This window comes from Bacillus sp. FJAT-27986, from assembly GCF_001685035.1.
Classification (GTDB): domain Bacteria; phylum Bacillota; class Bacilli; order Bacillales; family Pradoshiaceae; genus Pradoshia.
In genome coordinates this window covers 38,532-63,698 of sequence record NZ_MAYV01000003.1, presented here as the reverse complement: position 1 = coordinate 63,698, position 25,167 = coordinate 38,532, and the positions used below count along the sequence as shown (strand labels likewise).

The window sequence follows — 25,167 nt, the reverse complement described above, 5'->3', positions numbered from 1 at the left end:
ATAACCATATTTTACTCCTTTACCAGATTAAAATGTTGAAGTATAGTTGTACGTGTTATTTACAATGTTAAAAGATGACTATATAATTAGAAATTATTGTAGAATAACTAAAATGTTAGAATAGGAGAGTAGTAATGGAACTATTAGGGATCTTGATTATAATAATAGGATTTGCACTAAAGTTAGATACCATTGCAGTAGTTGTTGTAGCAGGTATTTCGACTGGACTTGTGGCAAACATGAATATCGTAGATATACTTAATACACTTGGAGAAGCATTTGTATCAAATAGAGTAACTTGTTTATTTTTGATTACCATTCCTGTTATAGGGTTGAGTGAAAGATACGGATTAAAAGCCAAGGCAGTTATGCTTATTAAAAAAGCAAGCAGTTTATCAGTAGGAAAATTACTGAGTGGTTATACGTTTATAAGAGAAGTAACGATTGGTATGGGCGTAACACTTGGTGGACACCCACAATTTGTTAGACCTTTAGTAAGCCCAATGGCAGAAGGTGCAGCCGTTGCTAAATACGGAGATAAGGTCGACGAAAAAGATATTGAAAAAATAAAATCATACTCAGCAGCATCTGATAATATCGGTAATTTCTTTGCGCAAAATGTATTCATCGCAAATTCTGGTGTACTTTTAATTGCATCTACACTGGAAGGGCTAGGCATGCAGGTAGATACACTTGAAGTAGCGAAAGTTTCAGTACCAGTTGCCGTTATTGCATTCATATTCTGGACTGCTCAAAATTTATTATTCGATAGAAAAATGACGCAAAAATATTCTAGTAAAAATGGAGAAGGACGAGGTGAACAATAATGGATATAACACAAATCTCTAATCTTTTATTAGAACTCTTTTATATTATAATCGGTTTATTCATGGGAGTTACCATGGTATTTACTTTAAAGGATAAAAACCACAAAACAAGAATCGGTACAGCTATGTTTTGGGGAATACTAGCCGTAATTTTCATACTTGGAAACTATATTCCAAGTACGATAGTAGGTATTTTAGTAGTTGTTATCGCTGTATTATCGGCAACTAAGCAAATAAATATTGGAACGTTAAAACAATTAGATGAGACATTCGCTAACTTAAAAGCAGAAAAATTAGGCTTGAAAATTTTCATCCCATCACTGTCTATCGCAGTTATAGCCATGCTTGTGGCTCAATTTACAAGTTTCCCTGGAACGGTAGCGATTGGCATAGCATCAACAATAGCATTAGTATTAACGTTTATATTAACTAAAGCTACTTCTAAAGAGCTATTAGAGGATACAAATAGAATGTATCAATCAATTGGAGCATTTGCGATTCTGCCTCAATTATTAGCTTCATTAGGCGTATTATTTACGACAGCGGGTGTAGGCGATAAGATTGCATCGATTATTTCGAATGTGATCCCAACAGGTAATGCATTGGTAGGTGTAGCAACTTATTGTGTAGGTATGGCTTTATTTACAGCTATCATGGGTAATGCATTTGCCGCATTTGCTGTAATAACGGCTGGAATCGGTGTTCCGTTTGTATTTGCTATAGGCGGAGACCCCCTTATCTGTGGAACTCTGGCATTAACAGCTGGATACTGTGGAACATTAATTACACCTATGGCTGCAAACTTCAATATGTTACCAGCTGCATTGCTTGAACTAAAAGATAAGAATTCAGTCATAAAGGCACAAGCTCCAATCGCTTTAACATTATTAGTTGTTCATATATTTATGATGTATATTTGGGGATTTTAAGATAAAAAACTTACAATAGGAGAATAAATTATGAAAGTATTAATAACTGGATTTGATGCATTCGGAGGAGAGCCAGTAAACCCAGCTGAAGAAGCTGTTAAAATGGTAAACAACAAAATCGCAGGAGCAGAGGTTATTAAGGTCATTATACCGACAGTTCAAAATAAATCTGTTGAAGCAATAGAGAATGCAATAGAACAGCACAAGCCGGATATTGTCATATCAGTAGGGCAGGCAGGAGGAAGATTTGATATAACTCCTGAAAGAGTTGCTATTAACCTGGATGATTATAGAATTAAAGATAACGAAGGTAATCAACCAATTGATGCAGTTATCCAACCGGATGGTCAACCTGCTTATTTCTCAAACTTACCAGTAAAAGCTATGGTTAAACATATGAGTGAAAATGGAATCCCGGCAACGTTATCAAATACAGCCGGAACATTTGTATGTAACCATGTAATGTACGGAATTCTTTACATGATTGATAAGAAGTATCCAAATATAAAAGGTGGATTTATTCACATCCCTTATATGACTTCTCAAGTGATGGATAAGAAAAATACTCCGTTTATGTCGTTAAATGATATTGTAAAGGGCTTGGAACTGGCTATTGAAGCTTGTGTTATCTATGACGAAGATATAAAAGCAATCGGCGGAGAGATTTGTTAATGAGTCGGATCAATCTTTTTGTTTATGGAAGCTTACGGGAAGGGTTTTTCAATTATAATAAGTATTTAGCTAATAAGGTCATTGAGAAAAAAGAAGCCAAATTAGAAAATATGAAATTATATCATATGCCGTATAAAGGTTATCCTGCTATTACATTTGGTGAAGATGTAGTATGGGGAGAAATCATGGTCATAAAAGAAGATTGTTACGAGGATACAATGAAGGCAATGGATGAGATGGAGGGATACATTAGTGAAAATAATCCCGAAAATGAATACCATAAAGTAGTGCTGGAAGTAGAAAATCTTCATACCCATCAAAAAGAAAAATGTTTTGTTTATTTCTATAACAAAGACAAAGATTCAATTTTTGAGAGTAGTACCATTTATATTCCGCATGGTGATTGGAAAGAATACATGATAAGTGGAAATTTACAAAAAGAGCTTTCTCCAAATAAGAATATTTTAATCGGGATGGCTAAAGAAGAAATGCGAGAAAGCTATGTTTATAGCTGAGCTTTCTAATGAAATCCGAGTATTAAACAGCTGTGTAAAAGCAGCTGTTTTTCTTTTTTTGTTTTTTGATCTGGAATTAAAGAATTTCACCTAACCCTATCTCTTGGTAAGGTGTTGAAAACTAGCATTTTTCATTAGGTCAGGAGGTATTATTGTCCTCCATAAATCCTTTATTTTTATGATATAAAATAACGGTGAGCAGGATAATACTGGCTGCTATCCAGATGGCTGTGTTCCCCATATGAATACTGGAATAGGTCCCAACTAATGCACCAAAAATAAAGGAGAGTATAATGGCGGAAAACCCTTTAAATTTTCTTTTTGATTCTGAATCACGATCTATAAAGGCGCCGTAAAAAGCTGAAGAGGCAGTTCGCAGATTTCCGGTTGTGATGGTTGAATTGTAGCTCCAATTTTCCAATTTGTTAAAGGTAGCGATTTGCAGGGAGGATACAAAGGCAATGCTCATAGTGACAATCATATTCGGTACACTTCCTGGTAACCAACCGACAATAAATAAAATGACACACTCCAGTATTAAAACTGCTCGTCTATGCATATCGTGTTTGTCTTTGATGTATTCGGCTGTTAACACGCCGGCAATAAAAGCTAAAAAAGGCGGTACATTCTGAATGGCTGCACCGTATTTTGTGCTGGCTGCTCTCACCGCAAATAAAACGGTATTTCCTGTTTGTGCAGTTGCAAAAACTCCGTCCCTTGTAACGTATGTATAAGCATCTAAAAACCCACCTACTAATGCCAGGATCATTCCCATAACTAAGGAATTAGCTGATAATGAAAGAAATTTTCTTATTCTATGTTCCATATATATCTCCTTACGACCAGCCCATTTTTAGCAAAAAGGAAGAGAACGTGGCTTTTATGAAAATGATTCCACATACCTACTTAGATTATTCAAAAAATCTTGAATGTCATTATCCGAAAAATAAGTGGATGAGGAAACGGATGCGATTTTTTTGCATTTTAGATGGACGGAGAAGCTAACTGCTACTAAAGAATGTAAATGATTTATTACGCACTATTAGACCGTTTGCTCGAGGAAGAGGGGAGATGAAATAGAGGGAGTTATCTTTGCAAAGAATGAAGAACCTCCATTAGTAACTAGAGGTTCTTCATTCTTTTTAGGCTTTAATTTTCTTTACATTCATTTCTTTTAGAGAAACAACTTTTGTTTTCTTACTATATTTATATCCAAACCACAAAATTAGAAATAGCGGAAGACTGATATAGGATACTAATAAACCGTACCAATCTATAGTACCGCCAAATAAGGCATCGGTATTTTGGCCAAGTATGATCAGGGTACATAGTGTGGCAGCAGCGAGCGGTGCGAACGGGAACCATTTTGCTTTATAAGGAAGATCATTTACATCATATCCCTGAGCCACATATGCTCTGCGAAAACGATAGTGGCTAATGGCGATGCCAAGCCAGGCAATAAACCCAGATAAACCGGCTGCATTAATGAGCCAGACATAAACCACACCATCTCCAAAAAGTGAACTTAAAAATGCCAGACAGCCAACCAGGCCAGTAGCAATTAAGGCATTGATGGGTACACCTTTTTTGCTTAATTTTCCAAGGAATTTTGGAGCATGTCCTCTTTCTGCTAAGTTCCATAGCATTCGGGCTGCTGCATACATTCCTGAGTTACCTGCTGAAAGAATGGCGGTCAGGATGATTGCGTTCATAACAGATGCAGCAAAGGCAATGCCAGCGCGCTCAAATAGAAGAGTGAAAGGACTTTTTACGACACTATCGGTAGCAGCAAGGTCCGGAGTAGTATAGGGAATCACTAAACCGATGATTAAGATAGAAAGAATAAAGAAAATTAAAATCCTCCAAAAAACTGAATTTACAGCTTTAGGAATAGTTTTTGCTGGTTCCTTACTTTCTCCGGCCGTAATCCCAATAAGCTCTGTCCCTTGAAATGAAAAACCAACGACCATAAAGACTCCTAATATAGCCATGATTCCTCCATTAAAAGGTGCATCATCAACTGTGAAATTCTTGAATCCAATGGCTTCTCCGCCCATAATTCCAAATATCATCAAGACACCTGTACCGATAAAAACAATAATGGCAATTACTTTTATTAATGAGAACCAATATTCTGACTCTCCGAAGCTTTTAACAGAGAGAGCGTTTAGTAGAAAAATAATGAGAAGAAATAATCCACTCCATAATGCTGAAGGGCTATCAGGAAACCAAAACTTCATTATTAACACAATCGCTGATAGCTCTGCTGCAATCGTGACTGCCCAACTATACCAGTAATTCCAGCCAAGTGCGAAGCCAAAGGCAGGATCGACGAACTTTTCTCCATAGATACTGAATGATCCCGCAACGGGCATATGTGCGGCCATCTCTCCCAGACTTGTCATTAAAAAATATACCATTATACCAACAATTGCGAAGGCAACAAGGGCACCGCCAGGACCGGCAGCATGAACTGTATTTCCACTAGCCAGAAATAATCCCGTACCAATCGTTCCGCCGAGAGAAATCATTGTTAAATGCCTGGTTTTTAAATCTCTTTTTAATTTTCTTTTCTTTTTACGTTTATATATAGGTGATGTTTCTTTAATGGCAGGTTCCATTATTATGCCTCTTTCCTTCTTTATGTCATTTATTAATTAGTAGTGTTATATACCAATTTAGCAAGTAAGCTTAAACATTTTTGTTAACAATCTAATATTTTAGAAAAAACAGTAAATTTATAATTTGGGAATAATAAAAATAGCGTGGGCAATGAGAAAAGAGCCTCTCTTCTTTACAGAGAAAGGCTCTTTAAAACAGAGGGTAAGCTATTTATTTATGAGATTCGAGGTTTAGCGTTCCATCAATAATTTTATAAACTTTATCACAATAATCTATTAGTCTTGTATCATGTGTGACCACAATGGTTGTTTTACCATGATTGGTAGTAGCATTTTTCAACATTTCCATTACCTCAAAGGCGCGGTCAGAATCGAGGGAGGCGGTTGGTTCATCAGCAAGAATGATACTAGGATCTGTATATAATGCTTTTGCTAATGCAACACGTTGGCGCTCACCACCCGATAAATCTGATGGGAAACTGGTAAGCAAATCCTCAATTCCAAGTGCCCTGTAAAGGCTTTGAATTTGAGTATTATCCATATTATCCTTCTTTACTTTATCCAGTAAATGCATTTGCTGATTTACTGTAAGAAAGGGTACAAGGTTAGAGGCTTGCAAAACAAAGCCTATTTCTTTTAAACGAATGGATGCTCGTTCTTTTTCCTTTAGGTTAGTCAGGTTTTGATCATTTACAATCACTTCACCGTTGCTTGGTGCTTGAAGACCGCCCGCAATGGTTAGAAAAGTACTTTTTCCAGAACCGGAAGGACCGATAACGGCAATTAATTCTCCTGAATCTGCCGAAAAGTTAGTAGTTTTTAATGCTTCGATTTCTGTACGGCCGGACATGAAAACTTTGTTGACCTCTTTTAATTCAAGTAATGCCATTATGTTAACCTCCTATCGCGTCTAAAGGATCGATTTTGACAATAGTCTGTACAGAGAATAGCGCTCCAAGTATAGATACAATAACCAGGACAGCAGCGTATATCAGCATATCCATATAGTTAAAGGCAACAGGAACAGCTGCTGGTAAGAAATATCCGGTTATAAGAGTTAGGGTGAAACCAACAATAACTCCTGCTAAGGATAGGATAAATGTTTGGGCAATCACTGATTTGGACAAATAGCTGTTGGAAATTCCCTGTGCTTTCATAACTCCGAAAATACTGATTTTTTGAATGGTTAATACATAAAGGAATATCGCCAGGATGACGGCAGATATGATAAATAGAAAATAGATCATAAAGGTTAATGTCAAGTTTTGTTCGGAATATCCGGGCATGTTTTCAATAAATGTTTGTGTTGAAACCACACTAAGTGAATCGTCGACAGTGACGCTTTCTAAGTTATCTGTACGAATGACATAACCATTAATTTGATCATCTTTTTGCTCTGCTGCATCACCAAAACGAACTTCCTGTATCGTTTCCAGTGATCCATACAATACTGGTGCAGCATTAAATTTTGCATCCTCAGTGAATCCGGTAATCGTAAGAGTGATGTCCGTAGAAGAAAGGCTCAATTCATCGCCAATTTTAAACCCTTCATCTTTGAGAGAATCATCGGCTATTACTTCACCCATTTTACTAAAAGCCTTCCCTTCACTTACATCAGGCATAATAAATTCATCTTCATTGATACCGAAAAGTGAGACATTTGTTTTTATATCATCTGTTTTTGCGATGGAGTTTACTTGAGACAAAATGGCGTATTCATCTGTACCGTCCCCCTCAAAATCGCCGATTGCCAAAGTTGATTGCGGGAGATTTATATCTGATTCATCCGTCAGTATGACTCCATCTGCCTCCCATTTATCAACGGCTTCTTTATTTAGGTTTTCAAGCCCATTAGCTAATCCGGATAAAAAGAATACTAGGTAGGAAACGAGTGTTAAAACACCGACAATTAATAAAAAGCGAAGTTTATTATTCTTTATTTCATTCCAGGCTAAAAACATGTATCCCATCCTCACATTATTTGTATTTAAAATATAATTAATATATAGATAATGTATAAGAAAAATATAATAATAGCAAATAATTGAATTTGAGGTAACTTTAATTATGAAAAGAAAAATGCCCCAACAGGAATTGGGGCATGAAGTAAGTATTTAATTTTTATAATCATTAATCTGACTCATGATGTTCAGCCAGTCTTTGTCAAACGGAGATACATCCCAGCGAGGCTCTTGTTTTTTGCTTTCTTTAATTCCTAAACCGCCGATGATGAATTTTAACTTTGGATTTTGCTTATAAAGAATATCTATATATTTTTGGGCCTTCAGTTCGTGTTCATCACTGGAGATAGAAATGGCCACTATCTCAATATCTTTTTCCTTAATCAACTCATCCAACCCATCAAGTGGTGTATCGGCGCCTATATAATAGACTGGATAATGCTGCTCTTTTAAAAAGAGAGTAAAGAGGATTAATCCAAGCTGATGATGCTCCCCTTCCGGACAAATGGCAATCACTTTGGGTAGAACCGGGGATGAATGAAAAATCGTAAAAAAATTAATGGCGCGCTGAAGCACAATATTACTGATCATATGCTCTTTAATAACAGACAACTCTCCCTTTTCCCAAGCATCTCCAACCTTATACATAAGTGGGACGACAATTGAATAAAAGACCGTTTTATAATGAAATTGAGAAAAATATAAATCAAAGAGCTGATTACATCTCTCAGAATCAAAATGTAGCGTAGCATCAAATAATTCATTAATTTGCGCCTCAAATGAATGATTGATCGTGTTGTCGATTAATTGCTCCTTTTCAATTTCACCTTTGTGGATTTTTAGAAGCTGAACTGCCTGGCTGACGCTCATCTTATGATCCTGAACCTGTTTTTTGAGCCATTTTAAATCATTTACATTTTCTTCTGTATATACTCTATGACCTGATTCAGTACGTTTCGGAGTAATAGCGTGATAACGGGTTTCCCATGATCGAATGGTAACAGTTGGCATATCTAACAATTTAGAAACAGCATTAATCTTATACATAAAATAACCTTTCTTTTACAAGTACTATAAATTCTCTATATTTTAACTGTATATTAAGTTCATAAAAGAATGCAATTCCTGGGTTGCTATTTAGTTTTGGATTTTGTTAGGTCTAGTAAAAAAGTGTTACTTTAGCAGGGTAGTTTTTTTAAATGGAAGAGTTATGGATTGAGGTAATTCAATATTATAATAGAGGTAGTGTTGAAATTAATAGAAAACATACAAAGATAGTTCAGCCATTCCTTTATAACATAATCCCTGAACATTTTTTTAAGAGATGAACTACCAATAATATATGCACTCTAAAAAGAAAATTATGATTTGTGGATGATTTTAAGGAATATTAAAAAAAGTAGGCATTTCATACATAAAAGAGAACCCAGTCAAGAGACTGGGTTTCTTCAGTTTTAATATAATTTAAGGCAGTCTAGTTTCTTGGTTCTTTAGGCGATTTTGTTGATCCGGTTTACGGCCTTTATCAATTGCGTTTTCTGGCTTCTTCTGACTGTTTTGAACTTTTCTTTCGAGTTCTCGTAATCCTTCTGTGTTATTTTTGTCTGTCATATTGTCGCCTCCTAACGTGTTGGTTATATTTTTCATTCCTGTATTCTTGAGCTGAAAACATCTTTATCCAGCTAGCGTATTTAATATTTTACTGATTATCCCTATAGATTTAAGTGAATTTATAGGATAACAGTTAGCAGATTTTAAAATAAAAAAATATATGTACATATTTTCCAGTAGGGGTTAAACTATATTCAGAATATTTTAATCTTTCAATCAAATCACCGTTTCATATCTTTATCTATAAGAAAAATAGGGGGCATGTGTAATGAAAAAGAAGAAACTAGCTGGTATTATTCTTTCATTATCATTAGGTATGGGTGTTTTGGCCGGCTGCGGTGGAGAGAAATCAGGCGGCGGAGAAAAAGGAGATACGATTAAAATTGGAGCCAACCTTGAGTTAACTGGCGGTGGGGCATCCTATGGTCAATCCATTGTGGAAGGGATGGATCTGGCACTTGAAGAAATAAACAAAGAAGGTGTCGGTGGCAAAAAACTGAAAATAGTAAAATATGATAACAAGTCAGATGCAGCAGAAGCAACGACCGGAGCAATCAAGCTTGCCAGCCAGGATAAGGTGGATGTCATGATTGGTGCGGCGACAAGTACAAATACATTGGCGCAGGTCCAGGTTGCCAATGATAACAAAGTTCCATTAATTACACCTACAGGGACGAACGAAACGATTACTTCGAAGGATGGCAAGGTTAATGAATATGTTTTTAGAACGTGTTTCATTGATCCGTTCCAGGGAACAGTTGCAGCGAATTTTGCTCAGCAGGAATTAGATGCAAAAACAGCTGCTATCTATATTGATAGCTCCAGTGACTATTCCAAGGGGCTAGCTGCAGCATTTAAAGATGCATTTACAAAAGCAGGCGGTCAAATTGTAGCAGAAGAAGCATTCCTGCAAAAAGATACCGATTTCCAATCAACATTGACAAGAATCAAAAAAGCAAATCCGGACTTTGTTTTTGTTCCAGCATTCTATGAAGAAGTTGGATTAATTTTAAAACAAGCACGTGAGTCAGGAATTGAAGTTCCAGTTATGGGAGGAGACGGTTGGGATTCTCCTAAGTTACTAGAAATTGCCGGTAAGGAAGCGCTGAATAATACCTTTATCACGAACCATTATTCTGCTGGAGATCCGGACAAAAAAATCCAGGATTTTGTATCGGCATTTAAAAAGAAATATAAAGATAAATCACCGGACGCCTTTGCAGCACTTGGTTATGACACAGCCTACTTCATTGCAGATTCGATAAAACGCGCAGGAGATGACGCAACACCGGAAAAAATTAAAGATGCACTTGCTGAAACAAAAGATTTACAGCTTGTATCGGGGAATTTAACGATGGATAAAAATCATAATCCGGTTAAATCTGCGGCCATTTTAAAATATGAAAATGGTGAGCAAGTTTTTGAAACAAAGGTAAATCCATAAGAATGAGGAATAGGAAGCTTTGTTAAAAAGCTTCCTATTTTTGAAATAATGACCGAGGGGAGTCTTAGGTTATGGAATTTATTCAGCAACTTGTAAATGGGATATCACTTGGCAGTATTTATGCGTTAATAGCGCTCGGTTATACGATGGTGTATGGAATTGTAAAATTGATTAATTTTGCACATGGCGATGTATTTATGGTTGGAGCCTTCATCGGCTTTTATGCGATTACGTTTATGGAATTATCTTTTTTTCCCGCACTGCTTCTTGCCATGGTTGCCTGTGCTATCTTTGGAGTTTTGATTGAACGGATTGCGTACAAGCCTCTGCGTAATGCGACTCGTATTGCGGCACTCATTACGGCCATTGGGGTTTCCTTATTAATCGAAAACGGGATGATCCAAATCAGGGGAGCGCAGCCTGAAGCATATCCAAATAATGTTCTGCCAGCAGATTCAATAGATATCTTTGGTGTTACGATAAAAAGTCAATCGCTGATGATTTTGGGTGTTTCACTCTTCTTGATGATCGTTCTGCAATTTGTTGTTCATAAAACTAAAATTGGCCGGGCGATGCGTGCAGTTTCATTTGATGCAGATGCTGCTAAATTAATGGGAATCAGCGTAAACAATACAATTTCTGCTACGTTCGCAATCGGATCAGCACTTGCGGGAGCAGCGGGTGTTATATTTGGGACCTACTATACAAAAATAGAGCCATTAATGGGAGTAATGCCGGGACTTAAGGCTTTCGTCGCCGCGGTCCTTGGAGGGATTGGCATTATTCCAGGTGCCATGGTAGGCGGTCTGTTGCTTGGTGTAGTAGAGGGGTTGGTAAGTGCCTCCGGTTTATCCTTATGGAGGGATGCAGCTGCATTTGTTGTCCTCATCTTGATATTAATTTTTATGCCGCAGGGCTTGTTCGGAAAAAACAGAAGAGAAAAAGTGTAAGGGAGACATGGCGATGGCAATTCTTAAGAAGGTTAAAGGTTTTTGGCTCTCTATTTTACTCTCATTCGTCTTGTTTATCGTGGTACAGGTTCTTATTTCAGGCGGATATTTAAATGCTTTTAATACTAATCTTATTGTGACAATTGGAATTAATATTATTCTGGCAGTTAGTTTGCATCTAATTATTGGAATTACGGGCCAGTTCTCGATTGGACATGCTGGCTTTCTGGCAATTGGGGCATATGCTTCTGCTGTCATGTCTATGATGCTAGAGGTCTCATTCTTATCTGCCTTATTAATGGGAGGGATTGCAGCGGCCTTGGTAGGCATGCTTATCGGGATCCCGAGCTTGCGTTTAAAGGGAGATTATTTGGCGATTGCCACTCTTGGGTTTGGAGAAATAGTTCGTATTGTTTTTCTTAATATGGACTCCGTTGGTGGGGCAAGAGGGATGATGGTCACGCAAATGACAACCTGGCCTTGGGTTTTTGCCTGCTTACTAGTGACCATTATCGTCATTCGGAATTTCACTAATTCTACTCACGGTCGTGCTTGTATATCTGTGAGGGAAGATGAAACAGCAGCTGATTCCATGGGTATTAACACAACCTATTATAAGGTGGCTGCCTTTGTCATTGGTGCCTTTTTTGCTGGGATTGCCGGTGGGTTATATGCTCATAACTTTTATATTATTAATCCGTCAACCTTTGGTTTCCTTCGGTCGTTTGATATTTTAATATTCGTCGTGCTTGGGGGATTGGGCAGTATGTCAGGTTCTGTGATTGCAGCAATTCTCCTTACATTAATTTCTTCCTTCCTATCAGATTATTCTGATACGCGGATGATTCTTTACAGTATTATCCTAATTGTGACAATGCTGTACAGACCGCAGGGATTGATGGGTACAAAGGAAATTACCTCATTTTTCAAAAGGAAGACAAAAGGAGGCATGAAGGATGCAAACCACCAAACCACTGCTTAAGGTTGACCAAATTGGAATTCATTTCGGAGGGTTAAAGGCTGTAGCAGATGTATCTATGGAGCTGTATCCCGGTGAACTGTGCGGCTTAATAGGACCGAATGGAGCAGGGAAAACCACCTTTTTCAACCTTTTAACTGGTGTGTACGTACCATCAGAAGGAACCATTCATTTAAACGACGATAAGCTTAACAAATTACCGCCTTATAAAATTACAAGAAAGGGAATTAGCAGGACATTCCAAAATATTCGCTTGTTTGGAGATTTATCTGTCATAGATAATGTCAAAGTTGCTTATCATTCACAGGCTAAACATTCTATGCTCAGTTCAATTATACGAATGCCTAATCATTTTTCGGGAGAATTGGAAATGGACCAAAAGGCTGTAGATTTCCTGAAAATATTTAATCTGGATTCTTATCGTGATGAAAAGGCCAAGAATCTTCCATATGGAATGCAACGCAGACTTGAAATAGCCAGAGCCCTAGCAACGGGTCCGCGGTTACTGCTGCTGGATGAACCGGCAGCGGGTATGAATCCGAAGGAAACAAGTCAGCTGATGGAGTTAATCAGCTTAATACGTGAAAAATTTGATTTAACTGTACTTTTGATTGAGCATGATATGCAGCTTGTGATGGGGGTATGTGAACGTATTTATGTACTTGATCATGGACAATTAATCGCACACGGTACACCGGATGAAGTCCGCAATAATCCTAAGGTTATAGAGGCTTATCTTGGCGAGGAGGTTTCCTGATGCTGAAGGTTGAAGATATTAACGTTTACTATGGAAATATTCAGGCATTAAAAGGTGTCTCTTTTCATATTGACGAAGGGGAAATTGTTACCTTAATCGGTGCAAATGGGGCTGGAAAAAGTACACTACTTAAAACTGTTTCAGGTTTACTTAAACCGAAGCAGGGTCAAATCATGTATCAGGGTAAATCCATAGGTGGAAAAGCAGCTCAAGTGATTGTAAAGCAGGGAATCTCACATGTACCAGAAGGACGGCGGGTTTTTGCCAATATGACAGTGGAAGAAAATTTACAGCTTGGTGCTTATTTACGTAGGGATCGAGCTGGGATTAAAGAGGATATGGAGAAGGTATTTGATCTTTTTCCAAGGATGAACGAACGTCTTAAACAGCCGGCAGGAACATTGTCAGGTGGAGAACAACAAATGCTCGCAATGGGAAGGGCATTAATGGCTAAGCCCAAATTGCTTTTACTCGATGAACCTTCCATGGGATTGGCTCCACTACTGGTTAAAACAATTTTCCGCATAATTGAAGAAATAAATAATGCGGGAACAACTATTCTTTTAGTTGAACAAAATGCTAATTTGGCACTATCGATTGCCAACCGTGCCTATGTAGTGGAGACCGGCAAAATCGTCCTCTCGGGTTCGGCAGATGAGTTAACCTCAAGTGAAAAAGTAAAGATGGCCTATCTTGGCGGACATTAAAGGTGAATCACTCCTCTGTAAACTTTTACAGGGGAGTTTTAGTTTTGTGTGGGTTACAGGAACGAGAGGATTGGATTAATTAGCCTAACATGTTGTCGATCGGGTTACTCGTTAAGCAATTGAGTCAGGCTTCATCCTAATAATTAATCAGATAATTGTAAAAAAATACACATCTATTCCACATTGTGAACAGGAACGTAATCTATTATATTAGAATAACAATTAGATAGTACCTTATCATTCCGATGGGGTAGAGGCGCAGGATTCAAGAGTAAGCTATGTGAGGATGACAACAGAGAGCATGGCCGAAAGGGGAAACTGCCGAAGCAAGTTGATTAGTCAAAAATGAATTTGCTGGGGTTGTTTTAAATAAAAGCAACACTGTCATTATAAGAGGTTCTTATAATGAGGAGCTACAGGTCGTGATGGAGAAAGAAAAGCTGATAATGGGCTGCAGTAGATATTTCTCTATTGCAGCCCTTCTTTATTCTCTTTTTCATAAAAGGATAGAGCGCAATGGTCAGCATACACGGCGAGTTCCCCTTATTTATTTGAAGGAGGAAAAAAGGAATGGAGTCGACAGTTTATACGCTTATTCCCCCACTATTGGCAATTCTAATGGTGGCTGTAACAAGGAAGGTTTTGCTTTCACTTGGTGCGGGGATTGTAGCATCAGCTTTAATGCTTACTGATTTTAATATTAGTAATACGTGTATCCTTATATGGGATGCGGTAAAAGGAATCTTTATATCAGATGGATCACTGAATGTATCCAATATATATATTATTTTATTCTTGCTCATCCTTGGCATCATTACGGCTTTCATTTCCATTTCCGGTGGGAGCCGTGCTTTTGGTGAATGGGCGATGAAGCATGTTAAAACAAGAGTTGGGGCTCAGCTGGTAGCTGCCTTGCTTGGAATACTCATCTTTATTGATGATTATTTTAATGCTCTGGCGGTTGGTCAAGTATCACGTCCGATTACAGATAGACATCAAATACCGAGAGCGAAGCTTGCCTATTTGATTGATTCTACCTCAGCTCCCATCTGTGTAATCATGCCAGTATCCAGTTGGGGGGCTTATATTATTGCACTGATTGGAGGAATTTTCATCACTCATGGGGTGACAGAATACAGTTCCTTATCAGCGTTCATTCAAATGATTCCAATGAATTTTTATGCGATTGCGGCGTTGGCAATGGTGTTCATTGTGATCTATCGAAATTGGAATATTGGTTCGATGAAAGTACATGAGGATAGAGCGGTAAAAGAAGGTATTCTTTATAATCCATCCAAGACAGTTCCAGGTGAATTAAAAGAAGATTTACCGAGAAGTACAACTGGAAGGGTTGGAGATTTGGTAATCCCCATTGTAACTCTTATTGTAGGTACAGCGGCTGCGATGCTTTGGACAGGTTATCAGGCAGTTTCTGGACATGCAACACTTCTCACCATTTTTGAAAATACTAATGTCACTAAATCATTGGTTCTGGGTGGTACAATCGGAATTATTGTAACGTTTATTATGTTTTTACGACAAGTTTTTATTTTGCATGGAATTTCTTTAAAGGTTTTCACAGTAGGAGTAAAACACGGAATCGGCTCCATGCTGCCAGCGGTTTATATTTTATTATTTGCCTGGACAATCGTTGATTTAATCGGCAGGCTTGGAACGGGCCAGTATTTGGCTGGACTTGTACAGGATTTAAACTTAAATGTATCCTTTCTGCCATTACTTTTATTTTTAATAGCCGGATTGATGACATTTGCTACGGGTACCTCATGGGGATCATTTGGTATACTGCTCCCGATTGCAGGAGAAATCACGGCAGCAACAGATATTTCGATGATATTGCCGGCAATGGCGGCTGTATTGGCTGGTGCGGTATTTGGTGACCATTGCTCACCGATTTCTGATACAACCATTCTTTCTTCTACTGGTGCCTGTGCGAATCATATTGATCACGTGATGACGCAAATCCCATATGCTTTAATCAGTGCGGGTATAGCTATGGTAGGGTATATTGTCCTTGGATTTACAGGAAGTACGCCGATGGGATTGATCACGGTCGTTATCTTGCTGGCATCTTTTGTATGGGTATCTAAGCCCAAAAAGCAGGAGCAATTAGAAAACAGTATTATTCATTAATAGATAGGATGGCTGGATACCGGCCATCCTTTTCTTTTTGTCTCTTTAACTAATAATGTGATGTTTGAACCATAAAATGCTCTACTTAAATTTTTGTTGAAAAGGGTTAAAATTGTATTTCTCCTGTTATAAGACCTATATAAATAATTGCAATAAAAATGGCTAATATGGAAAGGGATATTTTATAAAATAAAGAAATAGATTTCAGACGTTTTTTTAACTTATCAGAAAGATGTAAAGTAAGGATTAGTATAGAAATTCCAATTATTATTGCTAGTAAATCCGTGTAAGTAAATGGCTTACTAATATAACTGTCTAAATAAAAATTAGTCAGGATAATCATGCCAATTAGTAGACATTGTATACCTAAATATTTAATAAGGTTCATTTTTATACTCTCTTCTTTGTAAAAAATTAGCTAAGATAAAAAATTGAAAAAGCTCCCATGATAATTGTGGGTTTCCCCCTTTCACTATCATGTAAAGAATTGATTTATTTTATCCGCACAAATTTCCTAATAGTAGTAATGATTATTCCGCATATCAAGGCAACGGCGATGAAGGTAATTAGAAAAAACAAAGGAGAACCAACTGTTCCAAAAGCCACTTCACTTTGTAGCATTTTTACATTTTCCCATTCATCTTTAATATCGGGTTTATAAGTCTTTATAGTTATATAGCCTACGATTAGGGATCCACCAATATAGATTATATGAATCACAAATGAAACAACCAATGATTGAATAATAGTTTTCATTTAAACACACCCTTAAGCACCTTGTATTTCCATTATAATCCATGTTGGTTATTTCAGTAAATAGGACATGTATAAAGTCTGGATAGAGTCTGAAAAACCCATCTGAAGTGTTTAATACATGAATAAAACGGATAAATATTATTATATTTATATAATAATTTACTATTCGGAGAGTTTTATAACTTTTAGGATAAATTTTATCAGGAGGGTGAGGAATCGTGAGAAGCAGTATTCCATTTAGGTCATTGGTATCTATTATCATGCCAAGCTATAATTCAAAGGTTTTTATTCGTCAAACCATAGAATCAGTTAAAAAACAAACCTATGAAAACTGGGAATTAATTATTGTTGATGATGCTTCGACTGACAATAGCAAGGATATGATAAAAGAGTATCTAATGGATGATTCCAGAATTAAATTAATTACCCTGCAGGAAAATGTCGGTCCGGGCAAAGCCAGAAACATGGCTATTCAGGCAGCCAAAGGACATTATATTGCCTTTCTAAACAGCAAAGATTTATGGGCACCGAATAAATTGGAAAAGCAGCTTGAATTCATGGAAGCGCATAACTTGGCATTTAGTTACACTGATTATCAGTTTATTGATGAGGAGAACCAAGCATATGAACCTGTTATTGAGATGCCGGTTCATCTTACATATCAAGATTTGTTAAGAGATACAACAGCTATTGGCTGCTCGACTGTCATGATTGATAAATATAAGGTTGGGAAAATTCAATTAGTACATAACCGAGATATTCCTGAAGACTTCGCCCTTTGGCTTTCTATATTGAAAAGAGGATTTAAAGCGAAGAGACTAAAAAATGTCTATGTTTATCTTAGAAAAAGCAATGATGTTTTGGAAAAAAACAATTACCAAACGGCATCAAGAATCTGGTCGTTATATCGCCAAGTAGAGAAATTAGGTGTTTTTGAATCTGCTTTCTGTTTTGTAAATTATGCAAAACACGAGGCGAAAAGAAATCGAAGCTTAAAAGAATAAGGGAAAAGTGACGCCTACTAAATAAGGGCGTCACTTTTTAAGTAAATAAAAAAATGCGATTTTTGTCGAAAAAAGGTTGAAATCAGGTGAACTTTCTGCTAGTATAATATTTATCTTCTTTGCGGGTGTAGTTTAGTGGTAAAACCTCAGCCTTCCAAGCTGATGATGAGGGTTCGATTCCCTTCACCCGCTCTTGAATTGTTAACAACGCAGTGTTTCGTAACTTAGGAGTACGAAGCATTGCGTTTTTTATATTTTGATAGTATTGCATTCTTGGCTCAGTAGATGGATGGCAGATTCCCCTCCATGGACTTGAATGAACATCTTGGATATCGTGCGCATCATTTGCTGTGCTTGTTCAATGGTGATTTCGGGATAAAAATAAATGATATGCAGTGCATCTGAAGTATGGTCATCCACACTTGTGCGTACAGAATCAACATACGGGCTACCAAAAGGGCCTATTTGATCAAAAGAACCTATAATACCCTCCGATTTATTTACACGGCCATTTAATCCCTCATAGGTATCCTCAGCAACACCAATTCGAAATTCTACATCACCTTTCACGGCTGATAAATCATATATTCCTAATGGACAAGTATATTGCAGGGAGAAAAAATTATTGAGAGCAATCGCTGAGTTGCCTGACGGCGTGTATGCTTCTTTTTTGACGCGTCTAAGTAAGGATTCTACTGAGGGACGGTAACGAGATGGATCACTTCCAGTTTGTTTAAATACTTTCCTCCATGATACAATCCCTTCGTATGCATTCAAGGATTTACTCTCTAGTTCAGTATGTAAATGTTCAATATAGAGCTGAAGGCGTCCTACTAGCATCGGGGGAATGGCATCAGCAACAATTCCTTGATAGCGGATAATACCGATTTTTACATCGCCGGCCTTTGTGAATAGCTGGCAATCTACATGAATTTGCATAAATTTACACCTCCAAAATGATTGGATATAGTTTACCATACATATAAAAGTTATTCATTTTCCAGAGAAAGGAGAGGCTAAGATGGATTTTCAAATACTCAAAGATGAGCTTATCGAATATAGCAAGACAATAGGGATTGATCAAATTGGATTTACATCAGCTGATCCTTTCCAGGTTTTAAAGAAACGACTGATTGATCAACAGAACCTCAATTTTGCATCGGGTTTTGAAGAGCCAGATTTAGATAAGAGGACTAATCCAAGAAGGCTAATGCCAGAAGCACAATCTATTATAGCTATTGCTGTAGCTTATCCATCTAAACTCAAAGATGCACCTAAAAGTAAAGTGGGGGATAGACGTGGCATTTTTAGCCGCTCTTCTTGGGGGCAAGATTATCACTATGTGGTGAAAGATCGCCTGAAGAAGCTTGAAGCTTTTATTTTAGAGCGCATGCCGAATTCTTATTTATCCTCTATGGTAGATACAGGTGAGCTGGTTGATCGGGCCGTAGCAGAGCGGGCTGGTATAGGCTGGAGCGGCAAAAATTGTTCGATTTTAAACGAAGAATTTGGTTCATATATGTACCTTGGCGAAATGATTACAAGCATTCCATTTCCTCCGGATACTCCAATGGAGGATTTGTGCGGAACATGTACAAAATGTTTGGATGCCTGTCCTACCGGTGCGTTGGTTCAAGGAGGACAGATTAATGCAAAGAGATGTATATCCTTTCTGACTCAAACGAAGGATATGATTCCTTATGAATTCAGAGATAAAATGGGTAACAGAGTATATGGATGTGATTCCTGTCAGACATCATGTCCTTATAATCGCCGTATAGATTTTCATAATCACCCTGAATGTGAGTCTGATCCTGAGTTGGCAAAACCTCAGCTGGTCTCCCTTTTAAGCTTGAGCAACCGCCAGTTTAAAGAGAAGTTTGGCAGTGTTTCAGGTTCTTGGCGTGGGAAGATGCCCATTCAAAGAAATGCGATTATCGCATTGGCACATTTTAAGGATTCAGAAAGTGTTGCTTCAATTAAAGAATTGCTGCAAAAGGATCCTAGGCCTGTTATCAGAGGTACAGCAGCATGGGCGCTTGGAAAAATAGGTACCGAGGAAGCAATGGCTGTATTAAAGGATTGTTTAAAAGAAGAGACCGATCAGATGGTAGTGGCTGAAATAAATAATGCCTTAGAACGTCTTATGTTACCGGAGTAGCTTTTTACTCCGGTTTTTTGTATGTATTTTAGTCATTCATCATACTTTTTAGAGAAGGAGTGGATGAATGGATGAAAGAGAAACTGCAAAAACTGGTCGAGGAGAGGATACAAAAACTCAAAGAGAATACATCCTCAAATAAGACAGATAATATGGAAACCTTATTGAAGAAGCAGGAAGGCATGCGTAAACGCAATGGAGAAATAGTGAAGGTCATGGCAAAAGGGCATGTGAAAAAAATCAAGGAGCGGGAAGATGTCGTCGATGCTATATATGAGACTCATTGGAAGCTTGTAATGAAGCAAGGGACACAATTTTACATGGAAGAACATGTGGAGCTTCGTAAAGCTTCCTTTAAAGAAACTAAACTCTTGATAGATCAGAAATTAAATGTTAAGCCTCAAATAATGGAACAAGACCTCCTGAGGAGTTTAGATCTTACTTCCTCGCGTGCCAAGATTGCCTATAATCGGTTAAAGGCGGTTCAATACGCCGAGAGATGGTGGAATTCCTTTAATCCCACCTATCCACAATTCACCGATGATTGTACGAATTTTATATCTCAATGTTTATATGCCGGTGGTATACCGATGTGGGGTAAACCTAATCGTTCAAAGGGGTGGTGGATAGAAGGAAAAAGCAATTGGAGCTTTAGTTGGACAGTGGCACATGCTTTTATGCTCATGTTAAAGGCAGCTTCTTGGACGAAGGAAGTAAAGAATCCTTCCCAATTAATGATTGGAGATATTATTTGTTATGATTTTGAAGGGGATGGCAGGTTTAATCATAATACGATTGTGACCGGAAAGGATGAATATGGCTACCCTTTGGTGAATGCTCATACAACGAACAGCCGTATGAGATACTGGAATTATGAAGATTCTACTGCCTATACGCCTAATATCCAATATAAATATTTTCATATAATAACGAATTAGGTCTTCCATTTTTGGAAAAAGAGAAATAGTGTTATAATGAAGGCTGCTTATACTAACCAGAGGTGAGGAAAAGTGTCTTTACATATTGTTTTATACCAACCATTAATCCCGGCAAATACGGGGAATATTGCCCGTACATGTGCAGCTACAGATACAACCCTGCATTTAATCCGTCCTTTGGGCTTTTCCACTGACGATAAAGCTTTAAAGCGTGCCGGCCTTGATTATTGGGAGCATGTAACTATTATTTATTATGATTCAATTGAAGATTTTTTTGAAAAGAACAGTGGTGGGGAGTTCTTTTATATCACAAAATTTGCGAAGAATTATCATAGTGATATCTCATATGAAGATACCAATAAAGATTACTACTTTATCTTCGGCCGAGAAACGACAGGTCTGCCAAAGCATTTATTAGAGGAACATCCTGAAAGAGGATTGCGTTTACCTATGAATGATACTCATGTTCGTTCGCTTAATTTATCGAATACAGCAGCAATTGTTATCTATGAAGCTTTACGCCAACAAAATTATATTCATTTGACATAACTTCTCTTTCTAGAGAAGTTTTTGTTTTATAAAGAGTTAAACAAAATTTTAGATAACACTTCTATAATTTGTTATATTTGTACTACGTTATAAAGGAGCTGAGTCCAGTGAATGAAACGATTAACCTATTAAATAATCACCGATCGATTCGTAAATTTAAAGAAAAATCTCTCTCAAGGGAGCAGGTTGAAACAATTATAAGTGCAGCCCAGTCTGCATCCACATCGAGTTTTGTTCAAGCTTATTCAATCATTGGGGTCAGTGATCAAAGTAAGAAGACACAATTAGCGGAGCTGGCAGGTGGACAATCGTATGTTGAACACAATGGATATTTTCTAATGTTTTGCGCCGATTATCATCGCCATAAGTTGGCTGCTGATATGGAAGGTATGAATATGGATCACAATCTGGAAAGCATGGAAACATTCATGATTGCGTTAATTGATACAGCCTTGGCTGCACAAAATGCTGCTATTGCAGCTGAGTCTATGGATCTTGGTATTTGTTACATCGGTGGTATACGGAACAATATCGAAAAGGTATCTGAGCTTTTAAAATTGCCTGATCGTGTTATTCCACTCTTTGGAATGGCTATTGGCTATCCAGATCATGAATCTGATCTTAAACCGCGCTTACCGCTGAAAGCAGTCTTTCATGAGAATGAATACGAGGACAAGCAAGCAGAACTCGAAGAATACAACGAAATTATCTCTGCTTACTATAATGAGCGTACAAACGGATTGAGAAAAGATAGATGGACAGAGCAAGTCGTTGGTATGTTAACTAGTAAACAACGTGAATTTATGATGGATTTTGTTAAATCTAAACACTTTGCGCTCAAATAAATAAAAACACAAAATACCCCTCACTTTTATCTCAAAGTGAAGGGTATTTTGTGTTTTGTTGCTATGGGACATGATTATTTTAGTCTTTGTTCCTTAATGCAGTCGTTTCAGCTTTTTAGTTAATCCAGCTTCGACGGCTAGAAGCTCAGGACATAAGCATGGTCTCTGCAGGAGGAAGAACACCTCCTTCCGAGCCCCTGTCTTATGCTCCTCGCGGGCCTACACGATGTAGGTCATGAAGACGTTGCCACAGGACGAGGCGTATTTAGTCTTCGTTCCTTAATATAGCCGTCTTAGCTTTTTAGTTAATCTAGCTTCAACTCCTAGTCCCTCGAGTCATAAGGATAGCCACTGCGGGAGGGAAAACCGCCTCCCTACGTGCCTATCCTTATGCTTGTCAGGCCTGACCAGTCGTCTCAGCTTTTTAGTTAATCTAGCTTCAGGGCCTAGCCGCTCGAGACATAAGTGTGGCTGCTACGGGAGATAAAAGCGCTCTCCCTACGCACCTCATCTTATGCTTGTCGCGGCTGATCAAGGCCCTTCAGCTTTTTAGTTAGTTTTATCATTGTAGCCGCCGGTGAAGATGGCTGCGAGGAATGCTAGGGATACGGCAATAATAATGGCAAGTTTCATTGGATGATCCTCCTTGTATGAATGCTTTGGAAAAAGTATACCATATAAGTTAATTTTTTCTCCACTAAGAATATTTTAGAAAATTATAAAATGGTAATTCATTATGGATTCTTAAGGGGCTTACACATGTTTGCCTATATACGTGCATACAGTATTAGTAGCAGCTGAATCACAGCTAGGGGAGGATTAATACTGAATGGATATCATTAAAAAAATAGAACAATTTAGAGAAGAAGAGGAAAAGCTGAAGTGGGAAGGGACATTCGGTGATTATTTGCAATTATTAAAGAAAACACCCTTAGTAGCTCAATCAGCTCATTCCAGGGTTTACAACATGATTAAGGATGCAGGTGTAGAAATTGTTGATGGGAAGAAAAAATACAGCTTTTTTAAAGATGAATTATTTGGCCTCGAGGAGTCACTTGAGCGCCTTGTAGAGGAATATTTTCATCCAGCTGCTAAACGATTAGATGTGCGAAAACGTATTTTGCTACTAATGGGGCCTGTGAGTGGTGGTAAATCGACCTTAGTAACGCTTTTGAAACGCGGATTAGAACGATATTCACGGACGGATCGGGGAGCGATTTATGCGATAAAGGGTTGCCCGATGCATGAAGATCCATTGCATTTAATACCGGCACATTTACGTAATGATTTCTTTGAGGAGTATGGAATCAGGATTGAAGGTAATCTTTCACCTCTAAATTTGATGAGGTTGGAACAGGAATATGGTGGCCGTATTGAAGATATGCTGGTAGAAAGGATATTCCTCTCAGAAGATAAGCGGATTGGAGTAGGGACATTTAGTCCATCTGATCCGAAATCACAGGACATTGCAGATTTAACTGGAAGCATCGACTTTTCTACGATTGCTACGTATGGGTCTGAGTCCGATCCGCGCGCCTATCGATTTGATGGTGAATTAAACAAAGCGAACCGCGGGATGATGGAATTCCAGGAGATGCTGAAGTGTGATGAAAAATTCCTGTGGCACCTGCTTTCTTTGACTCAGGAGGGTAATTTTAAAGCTGGCCGATTTGCGTTGATTAGTGCCGATGAATTAATTATAGCGCACACGAATGAAACGGAATATCGCTCCTTTATTTCCAATAAAAAGAATGAAGCCCTGCATTCTAGGATTATCGTAATGCCAGTCCCTTATAACCTGAAAGTATCCGAGGAAGAAAAAATCTATGAAAAAATGATTCATGACAGTGATGTATCGAATGTTCATATTGCTCCGCATACTTTAAGGGTTGCAGCCATGTTTACTACTCTTAGCAGATTAAAAGATCCAAAAAAAGGCGATATTGATCTTGTTAAGAAAATGAGGCTATATGATGGAGAAAACGTGGAAGGCTTTAATTCTGCAGATGTAGAAGAATTGAAGAAGGAACATTCGGATGAAGGGATGGGCGGCATCGATCCGCGTTATGTCATTAACCGAATATCTTCAACTATTATTAGAAAAGAAACACCTTCCATTAATGCACTGGATGTATTGCGTTCCCTAAAAGAAGGATTGGATCAGCATGCTTCAATTACAGCCGAGTTGAAAGAACGGTATATGAATTATATCTCACTTGCACGAAAAGAATATGATGATATCGCGAAGAAGGAAGTACAGAAGGCATTCGTTTATTCCTATGAGGAATCAGCCAAAACCTTGATGAATAATTATTTGGATAATGTGGAGGCATTCTGCAATAAGTCAAAACTTCGTGATGTCCTAACAGGTGAGGAAATCAATCCTGATGAAAAATTAATGCGATCTATTGAAGAGCAAATTGGAATTTCTGAGAATGCTAAGAAAGCGTTTAGGGAAGAAATTTTAATTCGAATTTCTGCATATGCCCGTAAAGGAAAGCGGTTCGATTATAATTCTCATGACCGTTTACGGGAAGCAATACAGAAGAAACTGTTCGCTGACTTGAAGGATGTCGTTAAAATTACAACCTCCTCTAAAACTCCAGATGAAAGTCAATTGAAGAAAGTAAACGAGGTAGTTGCCAGATTAATAGATGAACATGGATATAATTCTACCTCGGCAAATGAGCTTCTGCGTTATGTAGGCAGCTTGTTGAACAGATAAGTATTGACGAAGGAGAGCTATCTTACATGTCGAGGTATTCGACTTGTGGATAGTTCTTTTTAGGT

The 25,167-nt window shown here is 37.8% G+C and carries 24 protein-coding genes, 1 tRNA gene and 1 riboswitch; of the genes, 17 read left to right on the top strand and 8 right to left on the bottom strand.

Annotated elements, in window-relative coordinates; all coding sequences use genetic code 11:
- Positions 1–134: 134 nt before the first annotated feature.
- Genes A8L44_RS05420 through A8L44_RS05405 form a run of 4 tightly spaced genes read left to right on the top strand, consistent with a single transcriptional unit; the run spans position 135 to position 2,943 of the window.
- Positions 135–827: a DUF969 domain-containing protein gene (locus A8L44_RS05420; protein WP_066102823.1), complete on the top strand. Its 693-nt coding sequence runs from the start codon at positions 135–137 to the stop codon at positions 825–827.
- Positions 827–1,756, top strand: coding sequence for a DUF979 domain-containing protein (locus A8L44_RS05415; RefSeq protein WP_066102819.1), 930 nt, complete (start codon positions 827–829; stop codon positions 1,754–1,756). The genes A8L44_RS05420 and A8L44_RS05415 overlap by 1 nt, the downstream gene beginning before the upstream one ends.
- Before the next feature lie 30 nt (positions 1,757–1,786).
- Positions 1,787–2,428 (top strand): pyroglutamyl-peptidase I, encoded by a 642-nt coding sequence (gene pcp, locus A8L44_RS05410; protein ID WP_066102816.1) that lies wholly within the window; start codon positions 1,787–1,789, stop codon positions 2,426–2,428.
- On the top strand, positions 2,428–2,943 hold the full coding sequence (locus tag A8L44_RS05405; RefSeq protein WP_077247998.1) for a gamma-glutamylcyclotransferase family protein: 516 nt from the start codon (positions 2,428–2,430) through the stop codon (positions 2,941–2,943). Before pcp ends, A8L44_RS05405 begins: the two co-directional genes overlap by 1 nt.
- A gap of 139 nt (positions 2,944–3,082) precedes the next feature.
- Here the strand turns inward: A8L44_RS05405 and A8L44_RS05400 are convergent, their stop codons facing one another.
- The 6 genes from A8L44_RS05400 to A8L44_RS18865 form a co-directional block, all read right to left on the bottom strand.
- On the bottom strand, positions 3,083–3,769 hold the full coding sequence (locus tag A8L44_RS05400) for a YoaK family protein (RefSeq protein ID WP_066102813.1): 687 nt from the start codon (positions 3,767–3,769) through the stop codon (positions 3,083–3,085).
- Positions 3,770–4,085: 316 nt separating this feature from the next.
- Positions 4,086–5,564 (bottom strand): amino acid permease, encoded by a 1,479-nt coding sequence (locus tag A8L44_RS05395; protein WP_066102810.1) that lies wholly within the window; start codon positions 5,562–5,564, stop codon positions 4,086–4,088.
- Positions 5,565–5,775: 211 nt separating this feature from the next.
- Positions 5,776–6,453 carry an ABC transporter ATP-binding protein gene (locus tag A8L44_RS05390; RefSeq protein WP_066102807.1) on the bottom strand — a complete coding sequence of 226 codons (678 nt, stop codon included), beginning with the start codon at positions 6,451–6,453 and terminating at the stop codon, positions 5,776–5,778.
- A 4-nt stretch (positions 6,454–6,457) separates the two neighbouring features.
- Positions 6,458–7,525: an ABC transporter permease gene (locus A8L44_RS05385; RefSeq protein ID WP_066102803.1), complete on the bottom strand. Its 1,068-nt coding sequence runs from the start codon at positions 7,523–7,525 to the stop codon at positions 6,458–6,460.
- Positions 7,526–7,678: 153 nt separating this feature from the next.
- Positions 7,679–8,572: a MerR family transcriptional regulator gene (locus A8L44_RS05380; protein WP_066102800.1), complete on the bottom strand. Its 894-nt coding sequence runs from the start codon at positions 8,570–8,572 to the stop codon at positions 7,679–7,681.
- A gap of 417 nt (positions 8,573–8,989) precedes the next feature.
- Positions 8,990–9,136, bottom strand: a complete 147-nt coding sequence (locus tag A8L44_RS18865; RefSeq protein WP_175354247.1) for a hypothetical protein — start codon at positions 9,134–9,136, stop codon at positions 8,990–8,992.
- A 268-nt stretch (positions 9,137–9,404) separates the two neighbouring features.
- Between A8L44_RS18865 and A8L44_RS05375 the strand changes: the two genes are divergently transcribed.
- The 6 genes from A8L44_RS05375 (at position 9,405) to A8L44_RS05350 (ending at position 16,124) form a co-directional block, all read left to right on the top strand.
- On the top strand, positions 9,405–10,580 hold the full coding sequence (locus A8L44_RS05375) for an ABC transporter substrate-binding protein (RefSeq protein ID WP_066102797.1): 1,176 nt from the start codon (positions 9,405–9,407) through the stop codon (positions 10,578–10,580).
- A gap of 71 nt (positions 10,581–10,651) precedes the next feature.
- A complete protein-coding gene (locus A8L44_RS05370; protein ID WP_066102795.1) occupies positions 10,652–11,530 on the top strand; it encodes a branched-chain amino acid ABC transporter permease in 879 nt (292 codons plus the stop codon).
- A gap of 13 nt (positions 11,531–11,543) precedes the next feature.
- Entirely contained in the window at positions 11,544–12,512 is a 969-nt protein-coding gene (locus tag A8L44_RS05365) for a branched-chain amino acid ABC transporter permease (RefSeq protein WP_066102793.1), read from the top strand.
- Positions 12,487–13,266, top strand: coding sequence for an ABC transporter ATP-binding protein (locus A8L44_RS05360; protein ID WP_066102791.1), 780 nt, complete (start codon positions 12,487–12,489; stop codon positions 13,264–13,266). Before A8L44_RS05365 ends, A8L44_RS05360 begins: the two co-directional genes overlap by 26 nt.
- The gene (locus tag A8L44_RS05355) at positions 13,266–13,973 is read left to right on the top strand and encodes an ABC transporter ATP-binding protein (protein ID WP_066102789.1); all 708 of its coding nucleotides are present in this window, start codon (positions 13,266–13,268) and stop codon (positions 13,971–13,973) included. The genes A8L44_RS05360 and A8L44_RS05355 overlap by 1 nt, the downstream gene beginning before the upstream one ends.
- A gap of 243 nt (positions 13,974–14,216) precedes the next feature.
- Positions 14,217–14,397, top strand: a riboswitch (Lysine riboswitch).
- 146 nt (positions 14,398–14,543) lie between these two features.
- The gene (locus tag A8L44_RS05350) at positions 14,544–16,124 is read left to right on the top strand and encodes a Na+/H+ antiporter NhaC family protein (RefSeq protein ID WP_066102787.1); all 1,581 of its coding nucleotides are present in this window, start codon (positions 14,544–14,546) and stop codon (positions 16,122–16,124) included.
- 492 nt (positions 16,125–16,616) lie between these two features.
- Here the strand turns inward: A8L44_RS05350 and A8L44_RS05340 are convergent, their stop codons facing one another.
- Positions 16,617–16,880 (bottom strand): hypothetical protein, encoded by a 264-nt coding sequence (locus tag A8L44_RS05340; RefSeq protein ID WP_066102780.1) that lies wholly within the window; start codon positions 16,878–16,880, stop codon positions 16,617–16,619.
- 218 nt (positions 16,881–17,098) lie between these two features.
- Between A8L44_RS05340 and A8L44_RS05335 the strand changes: the two genes are divergently transcribed.
- Together A8L44_RS05335 and A8L44_RS05330 are read left to right on the top strand one after the other, a co-directional pair.
- Positions 17,099–17,884 (top strand): glycosyltransferase family 2 protein, encoded by a 786-nt coding sequence (locus A8L44_RS05335; RefSeq protein WP_077247997.1) that lies wholly within the window; start codon positions 17,099–17,101, stop codon positions 17,882–17,884.
- Positions 17,885–18,005: 121 nt separating this feature from the next.
- A tRNA-Gly gene (locus A8L44_RS05330) sits at positions 18,006–18,076 on the top strand.
- Positions 18,077–18,133: 57 nt separating this feature from the next.
- On the opposite strand, the gene A8L44_RS05325 is transcribed toward A8L44_RS05330, so the two are convergent.
- The gene (locus tag A8L44_RS05325; RefSeq protein ID WP_066102777.1) at positions 18,134–18,823 is read right to left on the bottom strand and encodes a B3/B4 domain-containing protein; all 690 of its coding nucleotides are present in this window, start codon (positions 18,821–18,823) and stop codon (positions 18,134–18,136) included.
- An 82-nt stretch (positions 18,824–18,905) separates the two neighbouring features.
- On the opposite strand from A8L44_RS05325, the gene queG reads away from it, so the two are divergent.
- The 5 genes from queG (at position 18,906) to A8L44_RS05300 (ending at position 25,102) form a co-directional block, all read left to right on the top strand.
- On the top strand, positions 18,906–20,045 hold the full coding sequence (gene queG / locus A8L44_RS05320) for a tRNA epoxyqueuosine(34) reductase QueG (RefSeq protein ID WP_066102774.1): 1,140 nt from the start codon (positions 18,906–18,908) through the stop codon (positions 20,043–20,045).
- A gap of 71 nt (positions 20,046–20,116) precedes the next feature.
- Entirely contained in the window at positions 20,117–20,983 is an 867-nt protein-coding gene (locus A8L44_RS05315; protein WP_066102773.1) for an amidase domain-containing protein, read from the top strand.
- A gap of 72 nt (positions 20,984–21,055) precedes the next feature.
- Positions 21,056–21,532 carry a tRNA (uridine(34)/cytosine(34)/5-carboxymethylaminomethyluridine(34)-2'-O)-methyltransferase TrmL gene (trmL, locus tag A8L44_RS05310; RefSeq protein ID WP_066102772.1) on the top strand — a complete coding sequence of 159 codons (477 nt, stop codon included), beginning with the start codon at positions 21,056–21,058 and terminating at the stop codon, positions 21,530–21,532.
- Between the two features lie 107 nt (positions 21,533–21,639).
- Positions 21,640–22,377, top strand: a complete 738-nt coding sequence (nfsA, locus tag A8L44_RS05305) for an oxygen-insensitive NADPH nitroreductase (RefSeq protein WP_066102767.1) — start codon at positions 21,640–21,642, stop codon at positions 22,375–22,377.
- An 829-nt stretch (positions 22,378–23,206) separates the two neighbouring features.
- Positions 23,207–25,102 carry a PrkA family serine protein kinase gene (locus A8L44_RS05300; RefSeq protein ID WP_066102762.1) on the top strand — a complete coding sequence of 632 codons (1,896 nt, stop codon included), beginning with the start codon at positions 23,207–23,209 and terminating at the stop codon, positions 25,100–25,102.
- Positions 25,103–25,167: the final 65 nt, after the last annotated feature.

What these genes read in the sequence shown, in the direction of transcription:
- A8L44_RS05355 (WP_066102789.1), top strand. Translation starts at nt 13,266, where the DNA reads ATGCTGAAGGTTGAAGATATTAACGTTTACTATGGAAATATTCAGGCA.
- A8L44_RS05370 (WP_066102795.1), top strand. Translation starts at nt 10,652, where the DNA reads ATGGAATTTATTCAGCAACTTGTAAATGGGATATCACTTGGCAGTATT.
- A8L44_RS05340 (WP_066102780.1), bottom strand. Translation starts at nt 16,880, where the DNA reads ATGAAAACTATTATTCAATCATTGGTTGTTTCATTTGTGATTCATATA.
- A8L44_RS05325 (WP_066102777.1), bottom strand. Translation starts at nt 18,823, where the DNA reads ATGCAAATTCATGTAGATTGCCAGCTATTCACAAAGGCCGGCGATGTA.
- A8L44_RS05405 (WP_077247998.1), top strand. Translation starts at nt 2,428, where the DNA reads ATGAGTCGGATCAATCTTTTTGTTTATGGAAGCTTACGGGAAGGGTTT.
- queG (WP_066102774.1), top strand. Translation starts at nt 18,906, where the DNA reads ATGGATTTTCAAATACTCAAAGATGAGCTTATCGAATATAGCAAGACA.
- A8L44_RS18865 (WP_175354247.1), bottom strand. Translation starts at nt 9,136, where the DNA reads ATGACAGACAAAAATAACACAGAAGGATTACGAGAACTCGAAAGAAAA.
- A8L44_RS05395 (WP_066102810.1), bottom strand. Translation starts at nt 5,564, where the DNA reads ATGGAACCTGCCATTAAAGAAACATCACCTATATATAAACGTAAAAAG.
- A8L44_RS05350 (WP_066102787.1), top strand. Translation starts at nt 14,544, where the DNA reads ATGGAGTCGACAGTTTATACGCTTATTCCCCCACTATTGGCAATTCTA.
- A8L44_RS05420 (WP_066102823.1), top strand. Translation starts at nt 135, where the DNA reads ATGGAACTATTAGGGATCTTGATTATAATAATAGGATTTGCACTAAAG.
- A8L44_RS05315 (WP_066102773.1), top strand. Translation starts at nt 20,117, where the DNA reads ATGAAAGAGAAACTGCAAAAACTGGTCGAGGAGAGGATACAAAAACTC.
- A8L44_RS05300 (WP_066102762.1), top strand. Translation starts at nt 23,207, where the DNA reads ATGGATATCATTAAAAAAATAGAACAATTTAGAGAAGAAGAGGAAAAG.
- A8L44_RS05380 (WP_066102800.1), bottom strand. Translation starts at nt 8,572, where the DNA reads ATGTATAAGATTAATGCTGTTTCTAAATTGTTAGATATGCCAACTGTT.
- pcp (WP_066102816.1), top strand. Translation starts at nt 1,787, where the DNA reads ATGAAAGTATTAATAACTGGATTTGATGCATTCGGAGGAGAGCCAGTA.
- A8L44_RS05360 (WP_066102791.1), top strand. Translation starts at nt 12,487, where the DNA reads ATGCAAACCACCAAACCACTGCTTAAGGTTGACCAAATTGGAATTCAT.
- A8L44_RS05385 (WP_066102803.1), bottom strand. Translation starts at nt 7,525, where the DNA reads ATGTTTTTAGCCTGGAATGAAATAAAGAATAATAAACTTCGCTTTTTA.
- A8L44_RS05400 (WP_066102813.1), bottom strand. Translation starts at nt 3,769, where the DNA reads ATGGAACATAGAATAAGAAAATTTCTTTCATTATCAGCTAATTCCTTA.
- A8L44_RS05365 (WP_066102793.1), top strand. Translation starts at nt 11,544, where the DNA reads ATGGCAATTCTTAAGAAGGTTAAAGGTTTTTGGCTCTCTATTTTACTC.
- A8L44_RS05375 (WP_066102797.1), top strand. Translation starts at nt 9,405, where the DNA reads ATGAAAAAGAAGAAACTAGCTGGTATTATTCTTTCATTATCATTAGGT.
- A8L44_RS05415 (WP_066102819.1), top strand. Translation starts at nt 827, where the DNA reads ATGGATATAACACAAATCTCTAATCTTTTATTAGAACTCTTTTATATT.
- A8L44_RS05390 (WP_066102807.1), bottom strand. Translation starts at nt 6,453, where the DNA reads ATGGCATTACTTGAATTAAAAGAGGTCAACAAAGTTTTCATGTCCGGC.